Below are 25,853 nucleotides of genomic sequence, written 5' to 3'. Positions count from 1 at the left end.
AGTTCGAGTCTCTCCGCCCGTACTGACTTTCAAAAAAAACCTTAATTCGAAAGAATTAAGGTTTTTTGGTTTTATATAGTTTAGTTAAAGATTTCAAGTGCTTATTTTTCTTGAATGTTATTCATTTTTCGAATCATCTTTTCAGCATTAATATTCTCTGGATTTAATTCTAAGGACTTCTTATAGTTTAATATGGCCAACGCATATTCTTTGTTGATATAATAGGCTTCTCCTAGGCTATCATATAAGTTTGCATTAGTTGGAAATTCTGAAAGTGCTAGTTTGAATATTTTTATACTTTGAGTCACTTTTTTTTGTGCAATTAAATCATATCCAAGGCTATTTAATTCGTTTGGGTTTTCAAAACTATATAAATCATAGTTCCTTTCTTTTAAAGCATGATAATATTTAATTCCTTCGTCAATATCTTCAGCACATTTTTTTCTTATTTCTCTGTAAATTGATTTTTTAGGTAAGCTAAAAGCTTTGTCTTTCATAATGTTATATACAGAATAAATTATTTCAAAGGATTGGTTTTTATTGTTAGACATTAAAATAACGTTGAGGTTATTTTTGAATTCACCAATAAAAGCAGCTTCAAATTGATAGTATTGACCTCCATGCATATGTAAACTAAACTCTTTATCGGTTGAGCCTAAAACTGATTTCTGATTTTCAAAATACTGATTTTTAAGAAGTGATTTTAACGATTTCATAGAAATCAACTTATTGCTGCGTAATGCAGTAACCCAAGTGTTTAAGTCGTCAGTCGATAACCATATCCAACCTTTAGTTGGAGAAACTTCGTTTGTATTTTCCTTATGCACATTAAAACTCCTAGTTCTATTTGGGTAATCATAATCAAGATCAAAAGCAGCACTTTTCATTTTTAAAGGAGTAATAATATGTTCTTTTACAAACTCTTGAAAAGTTTTTTTGCTAACTTGTTCAATAATCTTTTTTTGAATAAAAATACTGTTGTTATTGTATAAAAAGTCCGTGCCTGGCTTGTACATTAAATTAGGTAAGGTTTGTAAATCTTCTAGAATATCATTTTCATTCTTTACGTTTTCGTAATCAATTTGAGGAATACCACTAGTGTAGTTGAGTAAGTGTTTAAGGGTAATTTTTTTAGACCAATTTGGGAGTCCTAAATCGAAATCAGAAAGTTTATCATCTAAGCTTAAAGTTCCTTTTTCAACCAACATCATAATAGATACCGCTACAAACTCCTTTGCAATAGAACCCGGGCTAAAAAGAGATTCTTTGGTTAGTTTGGTTTGTCCAGAGGCATCGGTATATCCGAACGATTTTTGATACACTACGGAGTCGTTTTTAGTAACCAATACGTTTCCGTTAAAGATTCCTCTATCAAAGCTAAATTGCATTAAAGAATCTATAGTTTTACTGTGTTTTAAAAAAGGTTGAGGTTTTTGTTTTTTAGGAGTACTACATCCTAATAAAATAAATACGAAAAGTATGAGTGTAGTAATTTTCTTCATAACATCTTATTTTAACTAATTTATAGTCAAAAGACTATGGGAGTTTTTAAATGTTACAGTTTTATAAATAGAGAGTAGTGGGGACTAACGTACTTGTGGAAGACTATTTTTAATTAACGTCAAATCTGATTCTTTTAACCAGCCTGTTTGAGTTTATATCAATTTCAGTTCGTCCGTGTAACATTAAGTCATTTCTAAATAAAACGAGTTCTCCTTTTTTTAGTTTTAATTCAAATACGTTTTCTTTAAATAGGGAGTCTAACTTATTCAATTGCTCTTTTTCTGTGTCTGTTGTTTTGGAAAATGATTCAATAGTAATTCTGTCGTAACATAGCTTATATGTACCAGACTCCATAGTTAAAATGCTTCTAGATTGATTTCTGAAATCCCACTTTTTCTCTACAAGTTCTTGAACCTGTTTTTCAGATAATTGTTTCAATAAATCTTCTAAAAACATAAAGGTATTAGTTCCTTGTTTATGAGCGGCAGGTTCTACACATAATAACCCAATACAATTTGGAATTGAATCAAAATCAGCACAATCAGTGTGTAGTGGGAAAGATAAGTTGGAGTTAGCTATGGATCTAAAAAAGTTATTTTGTTTGGCTATTTTTACATCATAAATATCTTTCCTGTCGTTATTTTTATTTTCAAAAATAGAAGTTCCTATGTGGTTAATAAACGACTGAAACTGTGAGTCAGATAAAGGGAAGTCTTCTAACAGAATTATTTTATCACCTCTTCTTAATTCCGAAACAATATCCTCGTATGCTAGGTTTTGATTGAATTTGTATCTAGTTAGCAAGTCCAACTTTTCCATCTATTAATATGCAAAGTTCATTGTTTGATCCTTTTTTAGGAAAATCACTAATCTTTTGTTCTAAATCCTCAACATAACTAAAGCCTCCAAAGTCTGAATCAAATTTAAAATAATACCTGCACGCTATTTTTTCAACTTTACCGTCCCATTCAAGTTCTGTATAAGTTGGGATTTTCGTTATGTTGTGTACCTCAGTTAAAAGTTCACCAATAGATGAGTTTTCATCGATATCAACAGTTATAATTTCCGATTGTGGGTTGTCTAAATCTAACTCCCTAAAAAGTTCAATGTTCATAGTGTATTTTATTTTTCTAGCTTCTTTGTATATGGTTATACAATTTCCAAAAATACAGTTTTCTAAAAATATAATTATAAAGAAATTTGTTTAGCTAAAACCAACGTTAATCAGAACAAGTCAAGACTAGAGGAATGGGAGCTTTATGAATAAGCACAAATCTTTCAGTTAGTACTAGTTAAATTTCGTTCTCTAGCAGATAAAAATAGTTTTTTAGAGCGTAAGAGTATTTAGCCTGACTAGAACCTAAAGTTTTGAATTCTTTTTTCATAACCTCTATTAAATCGGTTTTTATATTCTTTCCTTCAATTTTTGCACAGTTGAGTTTTACCCAATGAATTTTTGAAGAATTAGGGAAGTCCATCAGAGCTTTTTCTAAATCAGGATTATCATATTTGTTTTTGTTTGCCAATCCGATAAAATAGCTTATTGCAAATTTTTCACTTTTGTATTCATTCCATCCTTTTTTATCTGTTTGTTCAGAAACGTGTCCGGTTACAACTGATTCTAGGTATGCATAAATGTTAAGAAGCTCTTCATCTTTGTATGTATCGGCTAATTCAATCATTTCTTTTCCTCTCTTTTCAAAAAACTCTTTTTGATCTAGTAATCTATTTATAAATGAAATTCTTAATAAATCAGAAGCTATTTTTCCATTAGTAGGCATTGGGTAATTGTCTAAAATCAATTTAGAATCTAGTAGTGCTGTTTTGATAGCGTCTTTAGAACTTGAATTTTTAGATAGATGTTTGATTTTGTTATAAGCAGATAATTGTAAATATTCTTTACTGTTTGAACCGAAAGAATTTTTAATTGTGTTTAGGTCTTTTGTTAAAAAAGATTCTTGGATGTTAATATTCCACCAATCTAACTCCCAATTCATATCAAGGAATATTAATTCGTACGCGCTTTTAGAATCTTTAGATTTGATTTTAGATATTAAATCTGAACGCTTTTTAATTTGGTCAACTTGTCCGTGTATAATATAGATAGCCTTGTCAATTCCTGTATGGTTTTTGGAATGATTTGCTTTTTTCCAGTGTTCAATTGCTTTTGAATAATTATCTAAATTTAAATAGCATTCACTTAACCAAACATGAACTCTATAATCTGTTTCTTTTGTCTGGTTATAAATTTCGTAATGTTTAATAGCAGTTTTATAATCTCCAATTCGATGGCTTTCAATTGCATATTCCAAATTGAAGTTTAATTCATTAGGATATTTGTCATAAGCCGATTTATGTAGCTCATACGATACTTTAGAATCAATATTGTATAAGGCTCCACCAATCAGATATTTTTGATATTCATTTTTGGCTTTAGAAACTAATTCATTTACACATTCGTTGCAGTCTTTATTTACTAAACAATCTGATAAAAAATATTTAAGATCGGGAGTGATTTCAGTCTGTGCCTGTTTTATTTTTTTTGTATTGTTTTCAATCTTTAGTTGAGCTTTACAGCTCAATATTATAAAAGAAAGTAATGTAAATAACGTAATCTTTTTCATTTCTTAGCCTAATTTTTATATGTATTATATAACCTTTTAAAGGAAGCAATCGATATGGTTATACAATTTCCAAAAATACAGTTTTCAAAAAAATAATTATAAAGAAATTTGTAGTTAAAGAGAGCTGTTTTTTTAATGTAGTTTAGGTGGTTTTGACAATAATTTTAATATTTCAGATTCATTTACTCTAATTTTTTGTCCTCCTATAACAAATGAAAAATAAGAGCGGGTTAGCTTATATTCTCTCAATACTTTAAAATCAAGTTTAGGCTCTAGAATTAAATCTTTTGTTTGCATTATTTTAGATATAGAGTTAGCTAAAATACCTGGTTCATTTTGACGAGTAATTTCATTTTTTTCAGCATCTCTTCTTCTTAACATAACAAAACCAAATTTTTTGTTTTTCTCCAAAAGATAAAAATCTAAATTATTATTTACAGTTATTTTATCATACTCACAGTTTAAAACTTTACTACAATCTGCATTAAATAAACCATACTTATCGTTTTGCTTTACTATAATTTTTTGGTTTTGGTAGAAGCCATCATAATTACCAATTACTTTCTTTTTTAAAAAATCAGTACTGTTAACATTCACCCAAAGATTTTGGCTTTTTGTGTTTTTTATATCTTTTAAGTCAGGATCAAAAGGAATTATTATTTCATCGTATTTTATGGGAAGAACTGATTTTCCATCAGAATTAATGATTCCCAATTTCATTTTATTATTTTTCTTAATACCTACTAAAATCATTGGTTTCATTCCTTTAACAAGAAATGGTTTTCCAATGCTATCGTATTTCGCAGGTATGATATGATCAGTTAAAATAATTCCTAGCTTTTTTTTCTTTTTATAAACTACGTAGTTTAAGTATTTATTAATAGTCAATAAACTATTTGTTTTTTGGAAAGAGGTGAAATCTTCATTATAAGTTTTAATATCTCCTGTAGCTTTAATTATAATAGAAGAACTATCTACTTTTTTATTTGTTTTTAAATTTAATTGAACTCTTTTTAAATTTATATTAGAAGCTTCATGAGAGTACTCATAAATGTATAATCTTTTATAATCAGATATTTTAGAGCTTAAATTTAAAGTTTTATAGTAAGAAGGAGTATATCCGTTACTTACTTCTTCTGGTTTGGTTATCTCTTTTACTTGAGAAAGAATATTTTGGAATTGAAAAAACAAGACCAGAAAAAATAATCTTTTTATCAAAATCATTTTTAAAATTATTGCCAATTAGTGATATAAAAACAAATATAGAGGTTAATCCTAATTTATTTTTTACAAAAAACTAGCAGAGGCTTAAAAAAATATAATTACAAAGAACTTTATAGTTAAAACTAGCTTGCTTTTAAAACAGATTCTCTATGTGCTATACCCCAATTAACCATAGCGTCTAAGACAGTTATGATTTTTTTACCAGATTCAGTCATTTGATATTCTATTCGAACTGGAGTTGAGTCAGAGACATTTCTTGTGATAATCCCATTTAACTCTAATTCTTTTAATTCTTTTGACAACATTCTTGGAGTAATCTTTTCAATATTCGTTTTTATATCCTTATACCTATGATTCCCACATAGCATTGAAGCTATAATAGATAATTTCCATTTTCCACTTAAAACATTTAGCGTATCATTAACAGCTAAAACAAATTCTTTAGGGCATTTCTTTATTCCTGATGTGTCATCTAACTGGTTCATAATGTTTGTTTTATTTATCTAGGTATACAAAAGTATACTTGTATATTATAAGAAGTTACTATCTTTTATATACCAAATGTAATACTTTTGAATCGTTAATGAATAAAATATAAAATGAAAAATCAAATAACAATTTTTGGAGCTACTGGAATGGTTGGAAAAAGACTTGTCGAGCGAGCTACTAAAAGAGGATATAAAGTAAAAATTTTGGTTCGTTCAATAGAGAATTTAGGATGGTTAGATTCAGGAGTTGAAATAATAGAGGGAAATTATTTCGATCATTCAAAGCTTAAAGAAGCTATGGAAGGGTCGGTTGCTATCCTTTCTACCATAGGTCCTCCAATAAAAGCTAAATCAAAGGATGTTGATGAAACTAAATATCACAAATCATTAAAATTTATAACTGAAACCATGCCGGCAGAAGGAGTTGAAAAACTGATTAGTATTGCTGGTGCAGGAATTAAATATCCTGGTGAGAAGTTATCTTTTTCAAGAAAAATTATAAGATTGATGCTAAAAATGATGGCAAAACAATTGATTAATGTTAAAGATGGTGAATTGGAAATTCTTTACAATTCAACTATAAATTTTGTAAATATTAGACCTCCTATGGTCAAAGATATTGAAGGTGACCTTAAAGTCGATGCAAATAATGTTGTTGGAATGAAAGTTAGTTTAAACCAATTATGCGATTTTATGTTAGATAACATTGATAACAATAGTTGGAATAGACGTTTCCCAATTGTTGGAAGTTGATAAGAAATATCTAAAACATACATTTTAAAAAAGAATTTCAATACTGAAATTAGTTTCAGAATTGAAAGTGTCAGAGCCAATAGTTTTGTTGCCTAATTATAACAATAACTATTTATGACGAGATTTTTTTTAATTTTTATTATTGGAATAAGCAGTCTTTATACCAATAACCTACAAGCTCAAAAGCAACAAAAACCCCCAGTTACTAAAAAAGTGTTTTATAGTTTAGGAGCCAGTGTTGCTTTGTTTCCTGAGTACGAAGGAGCGAAAGATTACCGTGTATTGCCTTTTATAAGTTTTTCTGCTAACTGGATAAATGGTCGATATATAAGAGTGTATGGGCTAAATGCAGAATACAATGTGTTGGCAAATAGAAAGTGGAATTTTGGTCCTATGATTGCCTCAAAAATAAACAGAAATAACTCCGTGTCTAATACTAAAATAGCGCTGCTCCCCGAAATAGACTTTGCCATTGGAGCAGGATTGTTTGCTAAGTATAACTTTAAAAAGGTAGATATTAAAGCAAGCTATACGCACGATATTACTGGAGCAAATGATGGTGGTTTGGCGAATATAGAAGTAGGGTTTAACTATAGAAAAAAGAAGTTAATTTCAAGAGTTGCAATAAACAGTTCTTTTGCCACCTCCAACTATTTAAATACTTATTTTGGAGTGTCTCAAACAAGTAGTTTAGCAGCTAATTTACCAAGTTATAAATTGGAGTCTGGTTTTAAAGATGTTGGAGTATCTTCAAGTGTTTTCTATTTATTGAATAAAAAATGGATGTTAGGTATGGCATTCCGTTACAATGTATTTATTTCAGATGTTGTAGATAGCCCAATTATTCAAACAGGAAACAAGCACCAATTTGTTACAGCAATATCAGCCTTGTACAGATTCTAAGACAAAATCTATGGATTAAAAGGCCTTTGAGTAGTATATTATTCAGAGGCTTTTTTTAAGTAATATATAAAATAATCTCTGCTAGTTACCACTAGTTATAGACTAGTGGGAGCACGTGGTAATAGAAAACTTAATAAAACAAATAGGCATAATGGTCTTTTTAAGTATATTAGCTATACACCAATTTTTGTAATATTAAACAAACCAGTGCCCCCATGGAATTAGAAAAAGAGTATGAAGAAATAATTGATGATTATAAAGACTTTCTCAATGAGTTTAAGCGTATAGTTGAGAAAATATTAGTAAGAAAAAAGATTCCTACTGTATTTGGTATTTATGGAAGGTATAAGAAATTTGATTCAATTAATGAAAAATTATTATCTGAAAGATTTAAAATTAAAAAAACAGTTACAGAGTTGAATGACTTAGTAGGTATAAGAATTGTATTGTTATATCCCGAGTTTAAAGATAAAGTAGTAGAAATTTTAACAACTGAATTTGAGTTATTGAATAATCCGAACAGAAATAATCAAAGTCCTGATAAATTTGGATATAATTCAATTCATTTGATTTTAAAAATAAAAGAGGATTGGGCAAAGACTCCTGATTGGGAAAGCCATGTGAATAAAAAAATAGAAGTACAAATCAGGACTCTTTCTGAGCATATTTGGGCTGAAACATCTCACTCTTTATTTTATAAACGTGAAGAGAATATTCCCAAGGTTATTAACAGAGATTTATATAAAGTTTCTGCATTATTAGAAGTTGTTGATGATAAATTACAAGATTTAAAAGATAAAGTTGAAGAACATTTTGAATATATTAAGAATGCGTCTTATGAAGAAATTCTATTACTAGATTTAAATTCAGAAACTTTTAGAAGAGTGATGTTAGAAAACTCTAAAGGATTATATAAACTTGATGATCCTCAAAATAAACTTCTCAGTTCTAGAATAGAAAAGAATTATAATATGTTAAATGTTGATGTTTTCAATAATATAATAGCTGATAAGATAGAATTATCTGGGTTAGATCAAGCTGGTTACATAGATGAAGTTATTAAGCTTTTAGAAAAAGACAAATTACAATTTGAAAAAAATAAACAAGAATTAAAATAAACCTTCTGTTTAAAAGTAATTAAAAAAAATTAAGAGTACAGTTGTATGATTAATTAAATTTAGATTATTAATAATGACTATTATTAGTCAATGTTTTGAACTTCTTAAGTTTTACTAGACTAGATACTGATAATGCATAACAAACAATTAAAAAGTATTTCTTATTTAATATCACTTCTAAATTAAAAATGAATGAAGAAAAAATGCTTTTATTGTTTGCGTAGTTATTTGAAAGATACTGAACATGTATTTCCAGATGGTTTAGGAGGGCAAAAATTGTTTATGTCATGTGTGTGTATTAAATGTAATAATGATTTTTCAAGATTAGAAAGAGAGTTATATCAAAAAGGAGTACCTGCATTGATGAGAAGTGTAGAAGGACTTACAAAACAGAAAGAACAGAATAAACAAGCCTATTTTAAAGCTCCTATACTATTTTCTTTTAATCAAGACAATAAAATAGTCTATGAGGTAAATCAAAGTAATAAATTTGAGATTTCTCTTAAGCCTCAAATAATTGAGATAAATTCAAAATTCTATATAGAGGGCTCTTCTCAAGAAGATGTAGACGTTTTTGCTAATAAAATTAAAAAATGGAAACAAAATTGTTTAAAACTTGTATTAAAGTTTCCTGACAGAAGTAGTAGTTTAACATCTTATATTCAATTTAAAGTCTCTGATAATAGAGTCTCTTTCGAAAAAACAGAATCATATGAAAAACTAAAAGATATAATCATCTTTGAATTATTAGACAGTCATGAATTGTCCAAATATTTAAAACCACGAATATTTTTAGATAATCAGAATAACCTTAGATTAAGGGCAAAATCTCTAGAAGAATCAATAAAATTCGTTGAACAATTTTTAATTTTTACGTCTAAACCTGTTAAATTAAAAAGTTTTAGTAATGAAATTAATGATGATAATATTATATATGCTGGATTTAATTTTAATTCTTTAAAAAAAGAACAAGCAATGGTTAAAATAATGCTTAACTGTTTAATTTATTATTTTCCAGATTCAAAAAACAATGTTAGTTTAGAAAGCGCCAAAAAATTTGTGAAAGTTGGAAAGTCTGAACTAAAAAGGTTCGTTGGTAGAAAGAATAATATTATAGATTCTAAGGAAAAGTCTCATAATATATTTTTTCAACAATATCAAAATAATACAAGAATTAGATTAAGTTTATTTAATGGACAAGTTTGTTATAATATAATAATAGAAGATTTACAGATTTTAGAGAACAATAGTTATAGTCGACTAGTAATTAATTTTGTTAAACGAGTTAATATATTTGAGAATGAAAATGAATTCTTAATGTCGTTCTATAATAATTAGATATATTAAAATAATGAAAAAAATATACTCTTAAATATAATAATTTTTTTATTAAATATCTATTTAGTGTCTATAGTTTGAGGCTGTAAATAAAAAATTTGTTGTTTTTTAGAGAAATCCGTTAATGGTTCTGCAGAGTTTCAAGAGTGTCAGCGAAGCTCGCTGATGGTTTCGCAGGATTTCAAGAGCACCAGCGAAGCTCGCTGAAGGTTTCGTAGAGTTTCAAGAGCACCAACGAAGCCCGCTGAAGGTTTCGCAGAGTTTCAAGAGCATCAGCGAAGCTCGCTGAAGGTTCTGCAGAGTTTCAATAGCATCAGCGAAGCTCGCTGATAGTTCTGTAGAGTTTTTATGACTACAAACTCTAAAGAGTAGGAGTTAAAGTATTTGTAAAGCAACAAAAAACCTTAACTCATAAAGAATTAAGGTTTTGTTATTGTGTAAGCTAACTAAGAGCTAGTTGTAGTATTCTATGTTACGTTCCCATAGGTATAAACACTCGTTTCCTTCGTATTTATACTTTTTAACCCAGTTACCATTTTTGTCGTTTTCAAAAATATATTTAGTAGGCTTTCTCCAAGTAAAAGTTGTAGTATGTTCAATTAAATTATCGTTATCATCGTATATATAATTGTTTTCATAATTATCACCTGAAGGATTAGTGTCAGCCTTTTTTATTAAAAGTCCATTGCTATTATAAGAGAAGGTAGTTTTAAAAAGCATTGTATTGTTTTTGTTCAAATCGTATTTTACTTCTTCTATAACGTTATTATCACTATCGTATTTATAGGTATACTTTTTTTTCGCTGTAATGCAATTAGTTTGGATTTTATTCCCATTGTTATCATACTCAAAGGTGTATTTTTGCCCATAACTAACTGAACTTATCAGTTCATTTTTATCGTTATATGTATTGTTAGTTTCTCCTCTAATTGTACCATTAGCACCGTCATAGTATATTACTTTTGTACGCTCACCTTTATCTCCATATTCATAAACAATGTTAGTTGTTTTAACACCTTCTGGATTATATCTAATTTCTTCTTTTAGTTTGTCTTTTTCATTGTAGCTAAACACGCATTTTAGTCTTAAATTAAAATCTTTGTCTTTTTCTACATCAAGAGCATTGCCAACATTATTAAGTTTAGCAAAGTCGGTTATTTCCTTATACTCATTACCATGAAAGCTTTTAGATTCTAATAAATTACCTGAGTTATTAAATAAATAAGCATCTGTTTTACCTCCTCTGGTTTTAGTAATACCCTTAGATCTTTTAGCAACATGATAGAAAAAAACATCAGCAGATTTTACATTACCGCTAAGCTCATGTTTTGTCAAATCATTTTTTACTTTGGGTTTTGCTTTTGAAGAACATCCAGTTAAAACTAGTAAAATAAGAAGTTTGAAAATTAAAATTTTTGAGTGGTTCATTTTGCTTTGAGTTTAATCAGTCTATAGTTACTTTTTCTTTTTTATATATGACTTATATTCAGTTTGATAAAAGAAAATCATAAACACCAAATGTAACCATTATATAGTTTAAAAAAGTAGTTTTTATAGATTAGCTATAACTTGTATTACTAATTACAAGTCTATGATAACAAAACTATATCCCCTCCAACTTCAATCTATAGGCTTCAATATTCTTATCCTCATTTTGTATGGCAGTTTCAAAAGCCCTTGTATAAAATACCTTGGCTTTAGCTTTGTTACCTTGTTGTATATAGGCATCGCCCAAACTTCGTAACAGTATTGCCGATTTTTTAAACTTGCGGAGTCCAACGGTTAAAACTTTTATAGCCTTATTTGTTTTTTGGTATTGTAAATAAAACTGAGCATACCTGTTAAACCACAAATCCCTAGTTTTGGTTTGGTAGTAGTTGCCAAACTCTTTCATAAACAAAGCAAAAGCAGGGTAATTGTTTTCTTTCATGGCTTGCAATAACAAAAAGTGTTTGGTGCTTTTATGAATCTCTTTAGAGGTATTGTATTTATCGCCTCTTTTGGCATAATGCGCTTTAAGTTTAGCCAATCCACCATATTGGTTAAAATCGTTTAAAGTATTAAAACGTAGGTAAGGATAATCGCTAAAGTAATGGTTTAAACCTTTATGAAGGGTTAAGGTTGGAGTAGAGTGATGGTTTTCGCTTGGTAAGGAATCGAATTTCCAAGTGGTTTTTGGTAAAACAGTGCTACTTAACAAGCTTTTAAACTGATTAACGGATTCCGTTGCCCAATGTTCAGAAGGGCTTAAAGAAACATAGATATACTCGGTAGTATTGCCCTGTGTAACTAACTTTTTTCTCAAAGAGCTTAGTCTGGCTTTAGTTATATGGGTGGGGCTAGCTATAAAGAAAGCAGTAAATATATTTTTGGGTTGTGCTAGGAGTTCAAGTGCCAAACCTCCTGCCATTTCCCAGCCAAAGTAGAAACGTTTGGGAGCAGCATTGTAATTTTTTTCAACAAACGGAATCAATTCATCCGTTAAAAACAGTATAAACTTTTGAGCGTCTGGATATAACAATTTTCTCCGTTTTCTCTGCTGTGTATGTATGCCCACCACAATAAATGGAGGTGTTTTGTCTTGCCATTGTAACGTGTTCTGGTACAGAACGCCATTTAAAAAATACCGTTGTCCGTCTACAATATACAGTACAGGATAAGCAGTTTTTTTATAATCAGCAGGCAGGTATATCGAAATTTCTCGATCTTGGTTTAAAACCTTCGAAGAAATCACTTGTTTGTTGCCAACCACATTAGGAGTAGCCTCTTGGGCAGTTAGCGAATAAAAAACAGTTTGAAATAGTAGGAAACAAAGAACAATTTTAAGCTTCATCGATATATAGTTAAGTATGCAAGGCTTAACAATAGTACAATAAATTTTAATTGTTCTTTGTTAATAATGAGCTAAATAACGTGTTTACTCTTTGGTGTATTTGCCCTTAAAATCACCTTGAACAAAGCTTAGCTCACTTCCATCTGCAGAAAATATAAACGAAATAGACTCCGCATACATTTGTTCCATAACAAATCGGTTATTGCCTTTGTATACAAGCGGAGATTTAAATTCACCTTTTATAATATGAACCAAAGTAGTGTGGTCTCTTACAAACACTGCTTTGTCCGTTGCATCTTTTTCGTATACATAAGTCCCTGCAAATTTTTCAAGCTCAGTTTCCGAAATCTCAACAGGAGCATCTTTAAAATAACGTTTTAAAATGGCTAAAAATAAATCGTTAATATCAATGCTAGATCCATTGGTAATTGCAGTAAGCGTTACTTGTTCTTTCGGAAAATAAATAGCGGTAGCTCTAAATTCATCAATATGCCCACGGTGTCCAAGTCCATGCCTATCGGTTATTTTATATCGGTATAACCCCATTCCATAATTGTCTTTAATGGTTTTCATAAGGGCTATACTTTTATCAGAAAGTAATTTGCTTGTAAGCAAAGCGGTTATAAATTGGTTTACCTCTTTAGCGGTAGAAACTATAGAACCGCTTCCTAAGGTTATTGATAAGTTGGTTTCTGGAAACTTTGTTTTCCCTTCGGCAAAAGAATACGAATGTGCTTCGTTCTTACTACTGTCTATTTTTTTTCGCTCATAAGTATTTTTTAAACCTAAAGGCGTACATATTTTTTCTTGTAAAAGTTCGTTGTAGGTTTCGTTGTACACCTTTTCAAGAATATAAGCTAATAAAAAGTAGTTAGAGTTGCTATAGTCGCCTTTAGTGTTGGGTTCAAAATCACTGTCGTAAGTAGCAATCAGGGCTAACATTTCTTCAGGCGATTTATACTCCGTTCTATATTCAAAAAAGCTTTTATCTTTTGTAAAGTTATGTATACCACTTCTGTGCTGCAATAAATGAGCAATGGTAATTTTTGATGAGTTTTTAATGCTAGGAGTGTATTTGTCTATGGTTTCATCTAAAGTAATTTTACCTTCTTCAACAGCTTTCAATACCAATGCTGCTGTATATGTTTTTGAAATAGAACCAATACGATACTTGGTGTTTTCATCGGCTTTTGTATTTGCTTCTATGTTGCTAAATCCAATAGTTTTTGAATAGATAGTTTTACCTTTTTCAGACAGGGCTATGCTTCCCATAAAAGTTCCGTTTTTCTCATAGCTGCGTAGAAGGCTGTCTATTTCTGAAATCGGATTTACGGTTTGTGGTTCTTTTTTTAAGGATGCTTTTTGCTCATTCTTTTTACACGATAAGCAGATTAGAAATGCGAAAACAAGGAGAGTAGCTTTGTTCATTTTTTACAGTTTAAGGTTAGTTGTAGGGATTTTCACCTTACGACGATTAAAGTGGTCAAAATGTTACACTTGCATTACAAACTGTAAATGTTGAATAAAGGATAGGCGGTATACCTATCCTTGTTGTTTAAGTTGTTTTTTAAAAGAAGGTGGTACTATTTTTCCTTGTTGTATACTAGCGTATAAGAATACAATAGATACTATAGATAATAGGACGATAGAAAGTATAGAATCTTCTAAACCATAAATACTACCCGTTAATAATTTTGGTCCGTTAAATGTTGAACTAAAAATATTTCCAACATCTTCAATACCCGATAGGTTAGAACCGTAAAAAGGTTGTGCAAAGTTCCATGCTAAATGGAATGCAAAGGGTAGCCAAATTCTTTTGGTATAAGTATACATAATACCATGTGCAAATCCGAAAATAAGTCCCAGTACTATCGATAAAAAGGTAACGTTGTCATTAAAAATATGAGGTAGTTCAAAGGATACCGAGATAATAGCCAAGGCAATATAGGTTCCTAACCAGTTTTCTAATATTCGGTATAAAATAGCTCTAAACATTATTTCTTCAAGTAAGGCACTAATAACCAAAGAAGAAAGAGGTGCTAAGAAATAAGAATATCCGTTAAAGTTTGTTATTTGGTAATAGCCTAATGCATATAAAATTAGTATAACTAAAGAAAGAATTCCAAAGCCAAGTATAAAGCCTCCAAAGAGCTCTTTTGTATGGTTTCTAATGGTTATTTCTGTAATGTTTCGTTGCTCTAAAAACTTAAATAGAAAATAATAGGTAGCTAATAAAACAGCGATTGAAGTATAGTTAACAAATGTGTCCGAGATTTGTTTGGTAGCAATTAGTGTTTGGAAAATAGGCTTAGAAATAAAGTTTTGTACAAGAATTAAAACTGCTAAACAACTACTTATTCCTAAAAGGATTTTGGTAATAGGGAAATGTAAGATTTTTTTTAAGGGTTGATTCATTTATTTGATTAGTTGGGGTTAAAGATTAGTACAATTTTTCGCGGCCACGATTTTCTATTAGACATAATCAATTACTGAATGTTACATGTTTACTTCTGAAATTTTTATTTAAACGGGACAGGTTTTCTGTAAAATGTTTCGTAACTTAATGGTGAACACTGTGTTTTATTCAATATGGAAATAACGTATTCATTACAATCAACCATAAATATTGTGTTGTTAATATTAGGCGTATCGTTTGGTATTCTACTAATTGCTTTGCATCAAAAAGAACAGCGAAACACGTTTTTCTTAGGTGTTTTTATGATTCTTTTCGGTTTGAGTACTATCAATGAAATTGTCATAGAACTAAATCTTATAAAGTATTATCCAAAGCTAGAATACCTACCGTTTGATTTTTTGTGGTTGTTGTTTCCCGTGTTTTATTTGTATGTGCAAGACATTTCCATTGTACCTGAAAAGAAAAAATACAATGTGTTAATACCAGGAATTGTCGCATTTCTCTTTTTTACAGGGTTATTACTTTTCGATTTGTCTCTTATTGTTCAAGTATTTGAATCACCTATATTCGGATTGATATATTACTTAGGAGGAATTGTTTATAGTATTGTAATCATGGTGAGAACTTTTAAACTCATAACTGTTCACACCAAGAAAATTAAAAATCAATATTCAACTACAGAATATAAAGGGATTATCTGGATTAAATATTTCTCACTTACCATACTCCTTTATTTTATGTCGTCATTTGTAGCATTAATATTGGTGGTTATTTTTCAAGAATCGGCAATTAGTTTGTTAGATACGGCATTCCTTATCATTAACATGTGTCTTATTTTTTGGGCATCGTTTAAAGGAATTATGCAGCACGAAGTAAAATTGTTAATTCCAGAAGAAACCAATACCAATACTTCAGAATTATGTACTGAAAAAGATGTACGAAAAGAATTGCCTCAGGAAAATAATACGGAGACCAAAGAAATAATTGATAAATTGCGTGCAGCGGTTGAAGAGTTTGAACTTTTCAAACATGTCGATTTAACCATTATTGATGTTGCTGAAAAAATTGGAGTGCACCCAAGAAAATTATCGGCTACAATCAATTCGAATTTGGGATCTAATTTTAATCAGTTTATTAATAACTACAGAGTAGAATATGCCAAGAAATTATTGAAAAATAATTTGGGAAATAATTTTACTATTGAAGCCATAGCACACGAATCTGGATTTAAAAGTAGAACCTCGTTTTATACAGCATTTAAAAACAGTACTCAGATGACTCCGATTAAATATAAGGAGTCCCGATTTACGTAATTTTGTACAGAATTCTAAAATCCGGACAACTTTAGCCCCGTTTTTACTGGGAATTCTAAAAATTCAACTCAACTTTGCATCAAGTTTTCAAGCAACCTTTGATAGAGGGGAAGTTTGAAAAAGGGGGATTTTAGAGAAAATTAAATAGACATTATTTGATTGACTTTATAGGACGCTCTACAAAATAGTTGTGTTTCATCTTGGAGTAGAGTGTCTTTTTATTTTGAAAATAATATGAAGACTTTATAGTTTGTTAAAGTTGATTAGAAGATAAATAAGTTACCTTTGTTAACTTGTTATCTGACATACAAAAAGTAACTGTATGTAAATGCAGTTACTTGCTTTATTTCTAACATTAAGGAAGAAATTGGGAAGTAAAGTAAATAACCTACGGAAAACTCCGTATACCTTAATCACATAAATGTGGTTGGTATACGGAGTTTTTTTATGGCAAAAAAACAAGGAGATATAAAAAACAGGAAAAGATTATGAACAGTAAAATAAATTTAAACAAGAATAAAATGAAAAAAAACATACTGGCATTAGTAGCCTTTTTAGTAGTAGGAAATGTTTTAGCCCAAGACCTTTCGAAGGCTATTATTGGAAAATGGAAATTAAAATCTTTAGAAGTAGACGGTTCTAAATTAAAACCACAAGATGCTTTTCAAACATCTGAAGTATTTCAGGTTTATGCAGCAAAAGGAGCTTTTACAGGAGTAGTTGGTGCAGAACAAAAAAAGGGAAACTGGAAAATGTCTAACAACCAAAAAGAAGTTAGTATAACAACAGACGGGAAGAAGAGTGTATTTAAAGTATTGTCTTTTAAAAGCAATAAAATGACACTGAAAACAAAAATAGATGGACAGTTGATTACGTTGCATTACAAAAGAGTAAAAGAAGGAGCAGGAAACAAAGTGTCTGACATGGCAATTTTAGATGCCAACAGAGATGGAGTTATCAATCCGTATGAAGCTTTGGACGTACTGTTGTTAATGCAAAAAGAAAAAGGTAAAATAGCTACAGACGATATTGCAGAGATTGTGGCTAGTTATCATACAGAGCAACAAAAAGAAAGCGACGATATTTTTAAGGATGTTGATAAAAACAAGAACAACATTATAGAAATGAACGAAGCTCCAGAAGAAATGGTGCAGTTTTTACAAATGATGGATACAGATGGAAGTAGATCGGTAAGTAAAGAAGAAATGAATAATTTTAACTTTGAAAAAGCCATCTTTCCAGGAGAGGCAGCATTGAAACAACAAGCAAAAGAAATTTTACAACAATTCTCGGGAGGAAAAGCATATGTAGTAATTAAAAATGCACCAGCTGAAGTACAGGAAGAAGTTGTAGCTTGGGATAGTAATGAAGATGGAAAGTTAACTGAAAAAGAAATCTTTAAAGGGTTAGAATCAGGAGCGTCAACAGCTAAGTTTGAAGTAAAAGGAGATGTAGCTTATATGAATGGAACAATAAGTAGTAGTACACCAGCGGCTGTTTTAGAATTAATTTTCCAACATCCAGAAGTAAAAACAATAGAAATGTTAAGTGTACCAGGTTCTATTGACGATGTAGCTAATTTGCGTGCAAGTTTATATGTACATAAATTTGGATTAAACACTAGATTAAATTCTAAAAGCATGATTGCATCAGGTGGAACAGATTTCTTTTTAGCAGGTAGAAAAAGAACCATAGCAAAAGGAGCTAAAATTGGAGTACATTCGTGGGGTGGTGGAGCTACCGCTGCTACCGATTTACCTAAGAGCGATGAAGCACATCAAAAATATTTAGACTATTACACAAAAATTAATATTCCAACAGAGTTCTACTGGTATACACTTAAAGCTGCGCCAGCAAGTAGTATTCACAACATGACCGAGGAAGAAATTAAGAAATATAAAGTTAGAAACAACTAATAAACAATGAGACACAAATTTTATTTAGAAACTCCAATATACCAATCGCATAAGCTTTTTAATGAGCAGCCCAAGAATGTCTTTTATAAGATGGATTGTTATCAGCCAACCAATTCTTTTAAAATTAGAGGAATGGAAGAATTATGCAGGCATCATATTGGGGAAGGAAAAACAAAATTTGTGTCTTCTTCAGGAGGAAACGCGGGTTATTCATTAGCCTATGTTGGAAAACAGTTAGGAGTAAGTGTAAAAGTAGTAGTGCCTAGTACAACCACTAAATTTATGATTGATAAAATCAAAGATTTAGGTGCTAAAGTTGAGGTGCATGGCAATGTTTGGGACGAAGCACATCAGTATGCTTTGAAGTCAGCAGCGCAAGAAGACGCGGTATATGTATCGCCTTTCGACGATCCATTGTTATGGAAAGGACACGCTAGTATTATAGATGAATGTGCCCAACAAATGGAACAACCAGATACGGTTATTGTTTCAGTAGGTGGTGGAGGATTGTTGTGCGGAGTATTAGAAGGCATGAAAAAAAACGGATGGACCAATACACAAGTTATTACTACAGAAACCACAGGAGCAGCATCTTTTTATGAAAGTTATCAGGCGAATAAAATTGTAGAGCTAAAAGAAATTAAAACCATAGCCACAAGTTTAGGAGCCAAAAAAATAACAACCAAAGCTTTAGAGTTAGCTAAAGAATTTACAATAAAACCAGTAAAAGTATCAGATGCAACAGCGCTCAAAGCTTCCTTTGATTTTTTAAATGAAAAAAGCGTATTGGTAGAACCTGCTTGTGGAGCTGCGATATCTGTTCCGTATTTCCACCCTGAATTGTTAGCTGAAAGTAACAACATTTTAGTTATTGTGTGTGGAGGAGCCAACACAGAATTCAATTATTTATATCAACACTTTAAATAAGATTAATAGAATATGCTACCAGTATTATTAGTAATGACACTAGGTATTGTTTTAGGATATGTGTTTAGAAATCAATCAAAAATCATCCGATTTTCAGAAAGAGCAACCAGTATGGTAATTTACTTGTTATTATTCTTGCTGGGAATAGGAGTTGGGTTGAATAAAACCATTGTGTCTAATATGGGAAGTATAGGGTTACAAGCGCTCCTTATTACTTTAGGAGCAATGTTTGGAAGTTTGCTATTGGCATATTTCACGTATAAATTATTTTTTGTCGCTAAAAATGAAAAATAGTCTTACCATTCTTTTAATGTTTGTAATAGGTTTATTGCTAGCATTGTATAAATTCTTGCCCGATTTTTTAATCAATAACGACTTTACGCTATATACCCTATATGCATTAATGTTTTTTGTAGGAATCGGAATAGGTTCAGATACCAAAGCCTTTAAAGTTATACGAGAAACAAAAATTAAAATCATATTAGTACCACTTTGTGTTATTGTAGGATCGTTATTAGGAGCAGCAATCATTTCTTTCTTTATTGAAGATATAAACATGGTAGAAGCAATGGCAGTAGGTGCTGGATTTGGATACTATAGTTTATCATCCATTTTTATAACTGAAATAAGTGGAGAAACCTTGGGAGTAATAGCCTTACTTTCTAATATTTCCAGAGAAATCATAACACTTTTAGCTGCAGCATTTTTTGTAAAGTATTTTGGAAAGCTGGGAGCCATCACAGCTGGTGGAGCCACTTCTATGGATACTTGTTTGCCTATTATTTCAGAAACAACTGGTAAAGAGTGGGCAATTATAGCGGTGTTTAGTGGTGTAATACTTACGATTATAGTACCGTTTTTGGTACCTTTTATACTAACTTTTGTTTAGAATAATAATTCTTGTAAACAGTTTAAAATTCTATGAAATAACTATAAACTTCTGTAAATAAGTTGTGTTCTACAGCGAGTAATTTTTGATTATTTCAAAATAAGTTTTTTCTATGCTTAAAGTATACTAAAGTAATTTATTAGGAGTTTATTTGTAGTATCAATCGGAACAAAAGATTGATTTTTTTAGGGGATTAAGGAAAAGTGCCTGCTCTAGTAATAGAGCAGGGCTTTTTGTTTTATGGATGAACACTAATCTTAGTAGTATTTTTCGTTTGCTTGATAATAAAAGAACTTTGGATGTTAGAAATAATTTCTAATTGAGAAATTTTCTTCATTACAAAATCTTGATAATGACTCATGTCGTTTAAAATAATTTTTAATAAAAAATCATAAGCCCCAGCAATGTAAGATACTTCAACTATCTCATCAATATCAGCAACATAGTTTTCAAATTCTTTAAAAAATACCTCCTGATGCTTAACTAAGGTAACTTGGCAATACACAATTAAACTTTTTCCTAAAGTTTCAGGCTTAACAATAGCTACATATTTATCAATAACCTTATTAGATTCCATACGTTTAATACGTTCATGCGTAGGTGTAATTGACAAGTTTACTTTAGCAGCTAGCTGTTTTATGGACTGTTTACTGTCGGTTTGCAGCTCATTAATCAGTTTTAAGTCGATATGATCTAGCGTGTGCACGGTATTTTTTCCTGTTTTCATCAGTTAAGTGTTTGTTTGAAAGAATAAAATTCTTTTTAAAGCGTAAAAATAGTATAATTTCGTTATTTTAAAACTTATTTTTGGTAATTTATTCTTTCATGTAACTTTGAAAAAGAATTTTATACATATAATAGAAATGGAAAGAATAGAAGAGATTTATAATAGAATTAGTGAAAGTTCATCGAGGTTTTTAGGGTATCCTTTAGCAAAAGATTTTGATTATAAAGAATTTGCTCCCTTTTTAAATTTATGTATTAATAATGTGGGAGATCCAGAGTCACCATCTACCTTGTCAATAGACACTAAAGATGTGGAGAGAGAAGTTATTTCTTTTTTTGCTGATATATTATCAACCAATACCAAAGAAACTTGGGGCTACATTACAAATGGAGGAACTGAAGGAAATCTTTATGGTTTGTATTTAGCAAGAGAGAGCTTTAATAATCCTATAGTGTATTATAGTGAGTCTACGCATTATAGTGTAAAAAAGAATTTACATTTATTGAATTTAAAAAGTATTGTAGTAAGAAGTCAGTCTAACGGAGAAATGGATTATGAAGATTTAGAAAGCCTTTTAATCCTTAATAGAGACAGACCTGCAGTTTTCTTTTTAAATATAGGAACTACAATGACCGAGGCTGTTGATGATTTGGATAGGGTGAAAAAGTTAATTAAAAAGTATGCAATCAAAGATTACTATATACACTGCGATGCAGCATTTTTAGGTTGTATAGCGCCATTTGTAGATCCAAAACCAAAGTTTGATTTTGCTGAAGGAATTGATAGTATTTCTATTTCGGGACATAAGTTTATTGGAGGCCCAATACCATGTGGAATCGTTTTAGCAAAAAGAAAACACAGAAACCGTATTGTAAATTCAGTATCCTATGTAGGAACCTTAGATACTACAATTACAGGGTCTAGAAATGGATTAACACCATTGTTTTTATGGTCGTTTATAAAGAAACATGGTAAAGAAGGATTAATAAAACGTACAAGGGAGTCGCAAAAGTTAGCAGCTTATACTGAAATGAGGTTGAAAGAAATTGGTGTAAATGCTTGGAGAAACAATGATGCTTTAACGGTAGTCTTAGATAAGCCATCAAAAGGTTTATGTGAAAAATATCAATTAGCATCAGAAGATACTATCGCACATATTATTTGTACACCAGGAATTGAAAAAAGTCAAATAGATACTTTTATAGAAGATTATGAAAAAGAACTCTTAGTACTTGAAGTGCTAGCCTAATGAGTTTGTTATTTTGTTGATTTTCAGTTTTTTTTGAAATTTGACCAAAATTCTTTAAATTTGTAATCAGAAGAATTAATAGCAATATAATTATTGCAAGCTTATTTTCTATCTTAAGGAAGACATTGGGAAGATAAGTTTTATTTCTTACGGAAATCTCCGTATACCTTAATTAGTAATAACTAATTGGTGTACGGAGATTTTTTTTACACCAATTTTTAAAAACATAATATATGAGAAAATTGAAAAAACTATTTATTGGTTTATTAACGGTTTTAATAATAGGAATTGGACTTCTTTATTTTTTTCCTCAATTAATATTCGGGTCAACTTTTGGACAAAAGCTATTACTTAAACTTTCAGATGAGAGTGTAGCAGAATTCTATTTTAAAGAAGGTCAGAAAACAAAGGATACTTTGTATATGAAAGGGATTATTTATGGAAATACCTTAGAAGATATCAAAAATGTACTAGATAAGAATCCACAAGTAACAACAATTGCAATGGAAGATGTAGGTGGATCAATAGATGATGAGGTAAATTTAGTAGCATCTCAAGAAATTAGAAAACGAAAGATAAATACATATTTACCAGAAAATAGCATGGTGGCATCAGGTGGAACAGATATGTTTTTAGCAGGAACTAAAAGAAATGCACATCCAAGTGCTAAACTAGGAGTGCACTCTTGGTCTGATGGAAGTAAAGGAGGAGATAAGTATCCTAAAGAAGATCCTTCTCATAAAAAATATTTAGACTACTACAAGGAAATGGATATACCAACAGACTTTTATTGGTATACACTACAAGCAGCACCTGCTGAGAGTATTCATTGGATGAAACCTGATGAAATTAAAAAGTATAAAGTATTAACGAATGATTTATCTGAACTGTTGAGTTTGCAAAAAACATTATCATCAGAAGGGTTTGCTGGAAGAGGTACAGGAAAAAATCAAAAAGCACAGGAGTTAATAATCAATTACTTCAAAACATTAGGCTTAGAAAAATTTAACGATAGTTATAAAGTCCCATTTGATTTTGTTGATGAAAAGACAAAAAAGAAACGACCAGCAACCAATATAGTAGGGTATATAAAAGGAAAAACAAATCCTGATAAATATATTGTCATTGGAGCGCATTATGATCATATGGGAATTGTAGATGGTGTAATATTTAATGGAGCTGATGATAATGCGTCAGGAACAGCAGCCTTATTGGTTTTGGCAAAGTATTTTACTAAAAACAAACCAGAACATTCAATTATATTTTCAGCTTTTGATGCAGAAGAATTAGGCTTACACGGATCAAAGTATTTTGTAGAAAACCCACCAGTACCACTAGCTAATATAAAGTTAGATATCAACTTTGATATGATAAGTCGTAATCCTAATAATGAAATTTATGTAGTAGGAACGTATCCATATCCACAATTTAAACCTGTGGTAGAAAAAATAGCAAAAACAAGTCCGTTAAAAGTTTCTTACGGTCACGATGATCCAAACGATAAAACAAAAGATTACTGGATGTATTCATCAGATAATGGGCCATTTCATGAAAAAGGAATTCCAAACATAACTTTTAGTGAAGAAGATCACCCAGACTATCATAAACCTACTGACGATTTTAAAAATACAAATCCAGTGTTTTATACCAATGTGGTTGCGTTAATAGAACAGTTTATTGAAAGTGTAGATACTAATTTTCCTAACTAAATATAGATACTAAGAAAAGTGATTTCTAAAACAGATATAGAGCTTGTTTATGAAAATATTAAAAACGATATTTATAAAACACCTCTAGAGTATTCGGAAAAATTAAGTGAAATTTCAGGAGTAAATGTATACTTAAAAAAAGAGTATTTACAACTCACCAGTTCTTTCAAAATACGAGGAGTTTTAAATAAAGTAAAGAGTTTAAGTTCAGAAGAATTTGATAAAACTTTTGTAGCGGCATCAACAGGGAATCATGCAGCAGCTTTTGGATTAGCCTCAGAGAAATTTGATTTTAAAGCTAAGCTATTTTTACCTAAAAATGTTGCTTCAGAAAAACTTAAGAGCTTGTCTAAATATAAATTGGACAAAGTATTGTATGGAGATACGAGTGTAGAAACAGAAAATAAAGCAACTCAATATGCAAAGGATATTGAAGGAGTTTTAATCCATCCATACAATGATGTTGAAATCATAAAAGGACAAGGAACCATTGCGGTTGAAATAGCGGAAGAACTACCAGAAGTTAATGCAGTATTAGTACCAATTGGAGGCGGAGGGTTAATATCGGGGATAGCTTCTTATTTTTCAGAAAATGAAAAAGTAAAAGTAATAGGTTGTCAACCTGAAAATGCTTCTGAAATGTATGATTCTATAAAATATAATCATATCGTAGAACCGAGTACATTAAATACCATCGCAGATGCAGCAGCAGGGGGAATAGAAGCAAATGCAATAACCTATGATATTTGTAAAAAGCATTTAGAGGAGGTTAAACTAGTAACAGAAGAAGAGATAAAAAAAGCAGTAGCGTTTTTATATAAACACCATAATATAATTGTTGAACCAACATCAGCTGTACCAGTTGCAGCGTTATTAAAAGAAGATATTTCAAAAGAATATAAAAATGTGGTGTTGGTATTAACAGGAAAAAAAATAAATAAACAATTACTAAAAGAAATAAACGAAGCATATGGCGATTGTTATTAATCTTGAAGAAATAAAAAAAATAGTAGCAGATATAGATGTAGTTTCTGCTATGGAAGAGGGGTTTGTACAATATAGTAATGGAAATACAGTAGTACCACCAGTTGGAGAATTATTGTTTGAAGAACCCAAAGGAGATGCACACATCAAATACGGATATATAAAAAATGATGACTATTATGTTATTAAAATAGCCTCTGGTTTTTATGATAATCCTAAGATAGGACTACCATCAAGTCAGGGATTAATGTTGTTATTTGATCAAAAGACAGGAGTTCCTAAAGGAGTTTTGCTAGATGAAGGCTATTTAACCGATATACGAACAGCTGCTGCAGGAGCTTTAGCAGCTAAATATTTTGCACCTAAGAATATAAAAGCAGTAGGAATTATAGGAACAGGAATACAGGCAAAATTACAGTTACAGTATTTACAAACACACACACCTTGTACTAAGGTTTGGCTTTGGGGACGTAATAAGGAAAATGTAGCGAAATTTGTAAAAGAGCTTGGAGCTGACTTTGATATAAATATAGCCGAAAATCCATCAGAAGTAGCTAAAAATAGTAATTTAATAGTAACTACAACTCCTTCAGAAATAGCTTTATTAAAGGCAGAAGATATTCAACAAGGAACGCATATTACAGCTGTAGGTTCAGATACAGAGCATAAACAAGAGTTAGAAAGTGAATTATTAAAAAAAGCTTCTATAGTAATTGCAGACAGTATTCCACAAAGTAAAAGTAGAGGAGAAATATATAGAGCAGTTAAAGACGGAGCTATAACTGAAAGTTCAGTGATAGAATTAGGAACAGCTATTCAAGACCCAGCATTACAACGTTTAAATGATGAACAAATAACGGTGGTAGATTTAACTGGGGTAGCAGTGCAAGATATTATGATTACCAAAGCGGTTTATACAAACTATATAAAAGAATAAAA

24 protein-coding genes are annotated in these 25,853 nt (G+C 30.3%); 13 read left to right on the top strand and 11 right to left on the bottom strand.

Annotated elements, in window-relative coordinates:
• Positions 1–101: 101 nt before the first annotated feature.
• From F7018_RS15755 to F7018_RS15730, 6 genes are all read right to left on the bottom strand, one after another.
• Positions 102–1,502 (bottom strand): serine hydrolase, encoded by a 1,401-nt coding sequence (locus tag F7018_RS15755; protein WP_150901061.1) that lies wholly within the window; start codon positions 1,500–1,502, stop codon positions 102–104.
• A gap of 109 nt (positions 1,503–1,611) precedes the next feature.
• Positions 1,612–2,322: a TauD/TfdA family dioxygenase gene (locus F7018_RS15750; protein WP_150901060.1), complete on the bottom strand. Its 711-nt coding sequence runs from the start codon at positions 2,320–2,322 to the stop codon at positions 1,612–1,614.
• Complete coding sequence (locus F7018_RS15745; RefSeq protein WP_150901059.1) at positions 2,297–2,617, bottom strand: hypothetical protein; 321 nt, start codon at positions 2,615–2,617, stop codon at positions 2,297–2,299. The genes F7018_RS15750 and F7018_RS15745 overlap by 26 nt, the downstream gene beginning before the upstream one ends.
• Positions 2,618–2,795: 178 nt before the next feature.
• Complete coding sequence (locus F7018_RS15740) at positions 2,796–4,127, bottom strand: tetratricopeptide repeat protein (protein WP_150901058.1); 1,332 nt, start codon at positions 4,125–4,127, stop codon at positions 2,796–2,798.
• 132 nt (positions 4,128–4,259) lie between these two features.
• Positions 4,260–5,351 (bottom strand): WG repeat-containing protein, encoded by a 1,092-nt coding sequence (locus tag F7018_RS15735; RefSeq protein ID WP_150901057.1) that lies wholly within the window; start codon positions 5,349–5,351, stop codon positions 4,260–4,262.
• Positions 5,352–5,473: 122 nt separating this feature from the next.
• Positions 5,474–5,836: a winged helix-turn-helix transcriptional regulator gene (locus F7018_RS15730; protein WP_150901056.1), complete on the bottom strand. Its 363-nt coding sequence runs from the start codon at positions 5,834–5,836 to the stop codon at positions 5,474–5,476.
• 114 nt (positions 5,837–5,950) lie between these two features.
• Here F7018_RS15730 and F7018_RS15725 point away from each other — a divergent pair, with 114 nt between their 5' ends.
• The 4 genes from F7018_RS15725 to F7018_RS15710 all read left to right on the top strand — a co-directional run bounded on the left by F7018_RS15725 (position 5,951) and on the right by F7018_RS15710 (position 9,951).
• Positions 5,951–6,592 carry an NAD(P)-dependent oxidoreductase gene (locus F7018_RS15725; RefSeq protein ID WP_150901055.1) on the top strand — a complete coding sequence of 214 codons (642 nt, stop codon included), beginning with the start codon at positions 5,951–5,953 and terminating at the stop codon, positions 6,590–6,592.
• Positions 6,593–6,706: 114 nt separating this feature from the next.
• Positions 6,707–7,495, top strand: a complete 789-nt coding sequence (locus F7018_RS15720; protein WP_150901054.1) for a MipA/OmpV family protein — start codon at positions 6,707–6,709, stop codon at positions 7,493–7,495.
• 215 nt (positions 7,496–7,710) lie between these two features.
• Positions 7,711–8,613 carry a GTP pyrophosphokinase gene (locus F7018_RS15715; protein ID WP_150901053.1) on the top strand — a complete coding sequence of 301 codons (903 nt, stop codon included), beginning with the start codon at positions 7,711–7,713 and terminating at the stop codon, positions 8,611–8,613.
• Between the two features lie 192 nt (positions 8,614–8,805).
• Positions 8,806–9,951, top strand: a complete 1,146-nt coding sequence (locus tag F7018_RS15710) for an HNH endonuclease (RefSeq protein ID WP_150901052.1) — start codon at positions 8,806–8,808, stop codon at positions 9,949–9,951.
• A gap of 453 nt (positions 9,952–10,404) precedes the next feature.
• On the opposite strand, the gene F7018_RS15705 is transcribed toward F7018_RS15710, so the two are convergent.
• The 4 genes from F7018_RS15705 to F7018_RS15690 form a co-directional block, all read right to left on the bottom strand.
• The gene (locus tag F7018_RS15705; RefSeq protein WP_150901051.1) at positions 10,405–11,379 is read right to left on the bottom strand and encodes a hypothetical protein; all 975 of its coding nucleotides are present in this window, start codon (positions 11,377–11,379) and stop codon (positions 10,405–10,407) included.
• Positions 11,380–11,554: 175 nt separating this feature from the next.
• Positions 11,555–12,784 carry an alpha/beta hydrolase-fold protein gene (locus tag F7018_RS15700; protein WP_150901050.1) on the bottom strand — a complete coding sequence of 410 codons (1,230 nt, stop codon included), beginning with the start codon at positions 12,782–12,784 and terminating at the stop codon, positions 11,555–11,557.
• 84 nt (positions 12,785–12,868) lie between these two features.
• The gene (locus tag F7018_RS15695; RefSeq protein WP_150901049.1) at positions 12,869–14,212 is read right to left on the bottom strand and encodes a serine hydrolase domain-containing protein; all 1,344 of its coding nucleotides are present in this window, start codon (positions 14,210–14,212) and stop codon (positions 12,869–12,871) included.
• 114 nt (positions 14,213–14,326) lie between these two features.
• Positions 14,327–15,199, bottom strand: a complete 873-nt coding sequence (locus F7018_RS15690; protein WP_150901048.1) for a CPBP family intramembrane glutamic endopeptidase — start codon at positions 15,197–15,199, stop codon at positions 14,327–14,329.
• A 174-nt stretch (positions 15,200–15,373) separates the two neighbouring features.
• On the opposite strand from F7018_RS15690, the gene F7018_RS15685 reads away from it, so the two are divergent.
• The 5 genes from F7018_RS15685 to F7018_RS15665 all read left to right on the top strand — a co-directional run bounded on the left by F7018_RS15685 (position 15,374) and on the right by F7018_RS15665 (position 20,245).
• A complete protein-coding gene (locus tag F7018_RS15685) occupies positions 15,374–16,513 on the top strand; it encodes a helix-turn-helix domain-containing protein (RefSeq protein WP_150901047.1) in 1,140 nt (379 codons plus the stop codon).
• 521 nt (positions 16,514–17,034) lie between these two features.
• Positions 17,035–18,429: a hypothetical protein gene (locus F7018_RS15680; protein WP_150901046.1), complete on the top strand. Its 1,395-nt coding sequence runs from the start codon at positions 17,035–17,037 to the stop codon at positions 18,427–18,429.
• Positions 18,430–18,435: 6 nt separating this feature from the next.
• Complete coding sequence (locus F7018_RS15675; RefSeq protein ID WP_150901045.1) at positions 18,436–19,356, top strand: pyridoxal-phosphate dependent enzyme; 921 nt, start codon at positions 18,436–18,438, stop codon at positions 19,354–19,356.
• 12 nt (positions 19,357–19,368) lie between these two features.
• Entirely contained in the window at positions 19,369–19,650 is a 282-nt protein-coding gene (locus tag F7018_RS15670) for a LysO family transporter (protein ID WP_150901044.1), read from the top strand.
• Positions 19,640–20,245, top strand: a complete 606-nt coding sequence (locus F7018_RS15665) for a lysine exporter LysO family protein (RefSeq protein WP_150901043.1) — start codon at positions 19,640–19,642, stop codon at positions 20,243–20,245. Before F7018_RS15670 ends, F7018_RS15665 begins: the two co-directional genes overlap by 11 nt.
• A 238-nt stretch (positions 20,246–20,483) precedes the next feature.
• Here the strand turns inward: F7018_RS15665 and F7018_RS15660 are convergent, their stop codons facing one another.
• Positions 20,484–20,951: an Lrp/AsnC family transcriptional regulator gene (locus tag F7018_RS15660; protein WP_150901128.1), complete on the bottom strand. Its 468-nt coding sequence runs from the start codon at positions 20,949–20,951 to the stop codon at positions 20,484–20,486.
• 157 nt (positions 20,952–21,108) lie between these two features.
• Here F7018_RS15660 and F7018_RS15655 point away from each other — a divergent pair, with 157 nt between their 5' ends.
• The 4 genes from F7018_RS15655 to F7018_RS15640 all read left to right on the top strand — a co-directional run bounded on the left by F7018_RS15655 (position 21,109) and on the right by F7018_RS15640 (position 25,851).
• On the top strand, positions 21,109–22,221 hold the full coding sequence (locus tag F7018_RS15655) for a histidine decarboxylase (RefSeq protein WP_150901042.1): 1,113 nt from the start codon (positions 21,109–21,111) through the stop codon (positions 22,219–22,221).
• A 233-nt stretch (positions 22,222–22,454) separates the two neighbouring features.
• Entirely contained in the window at positions 22,455–23,930 is a 1,476-nt protein-coding gene (locus tag F7018_RS15650; protein WP_150901041.1) for a M28 family peptidase, read from the top strand.
• Positions 23,931–23,948: 18 nt separating this feature from the next.
• The gene (locus F7018_RS15645; protein WP_175578756.1) at positions 23,949–24,917 is read left to right on the top strand and encodes a threonine ammonia-lyase; all 969 of its coding nucleotides are present in this window, start codon (positions 23,949–23,951) and stop codon (positions 24,915–24,917) included.
• Positions 24,901–25,851 (top strand): Rossmann-fold NAD(P)-binding domain-containing protein, encoded by a 951-nt coding sequence (locus F7018_RS15640; protein ID WP_150901039.1) that lies wholly within the window; start codon positions 24,901–24,903, stop codon positions 25,849–25,851. Before F7018_RS15645 ends, F7018_RS15640 begins: the two co-directional genes overlap by 17 nt.
• The last annotated feature ends 2 nt before the right edge of the window (positions 25,852–25,853 follow it).

This window comes from Tenacibaculum aiptasiae, from assembly GCF_008806755.1.
In the GTDB taxonomy this organism is placed as follows: Bacteria; Bacteroidota; Bacteroidia; order Flavobacteriales; family Flavobacteriaceae; genus Polaribacter; species Polaribacter aiptasiae.
This window is presented reverse-complemented; position numbering and strand designations above follow the sequence as displayed.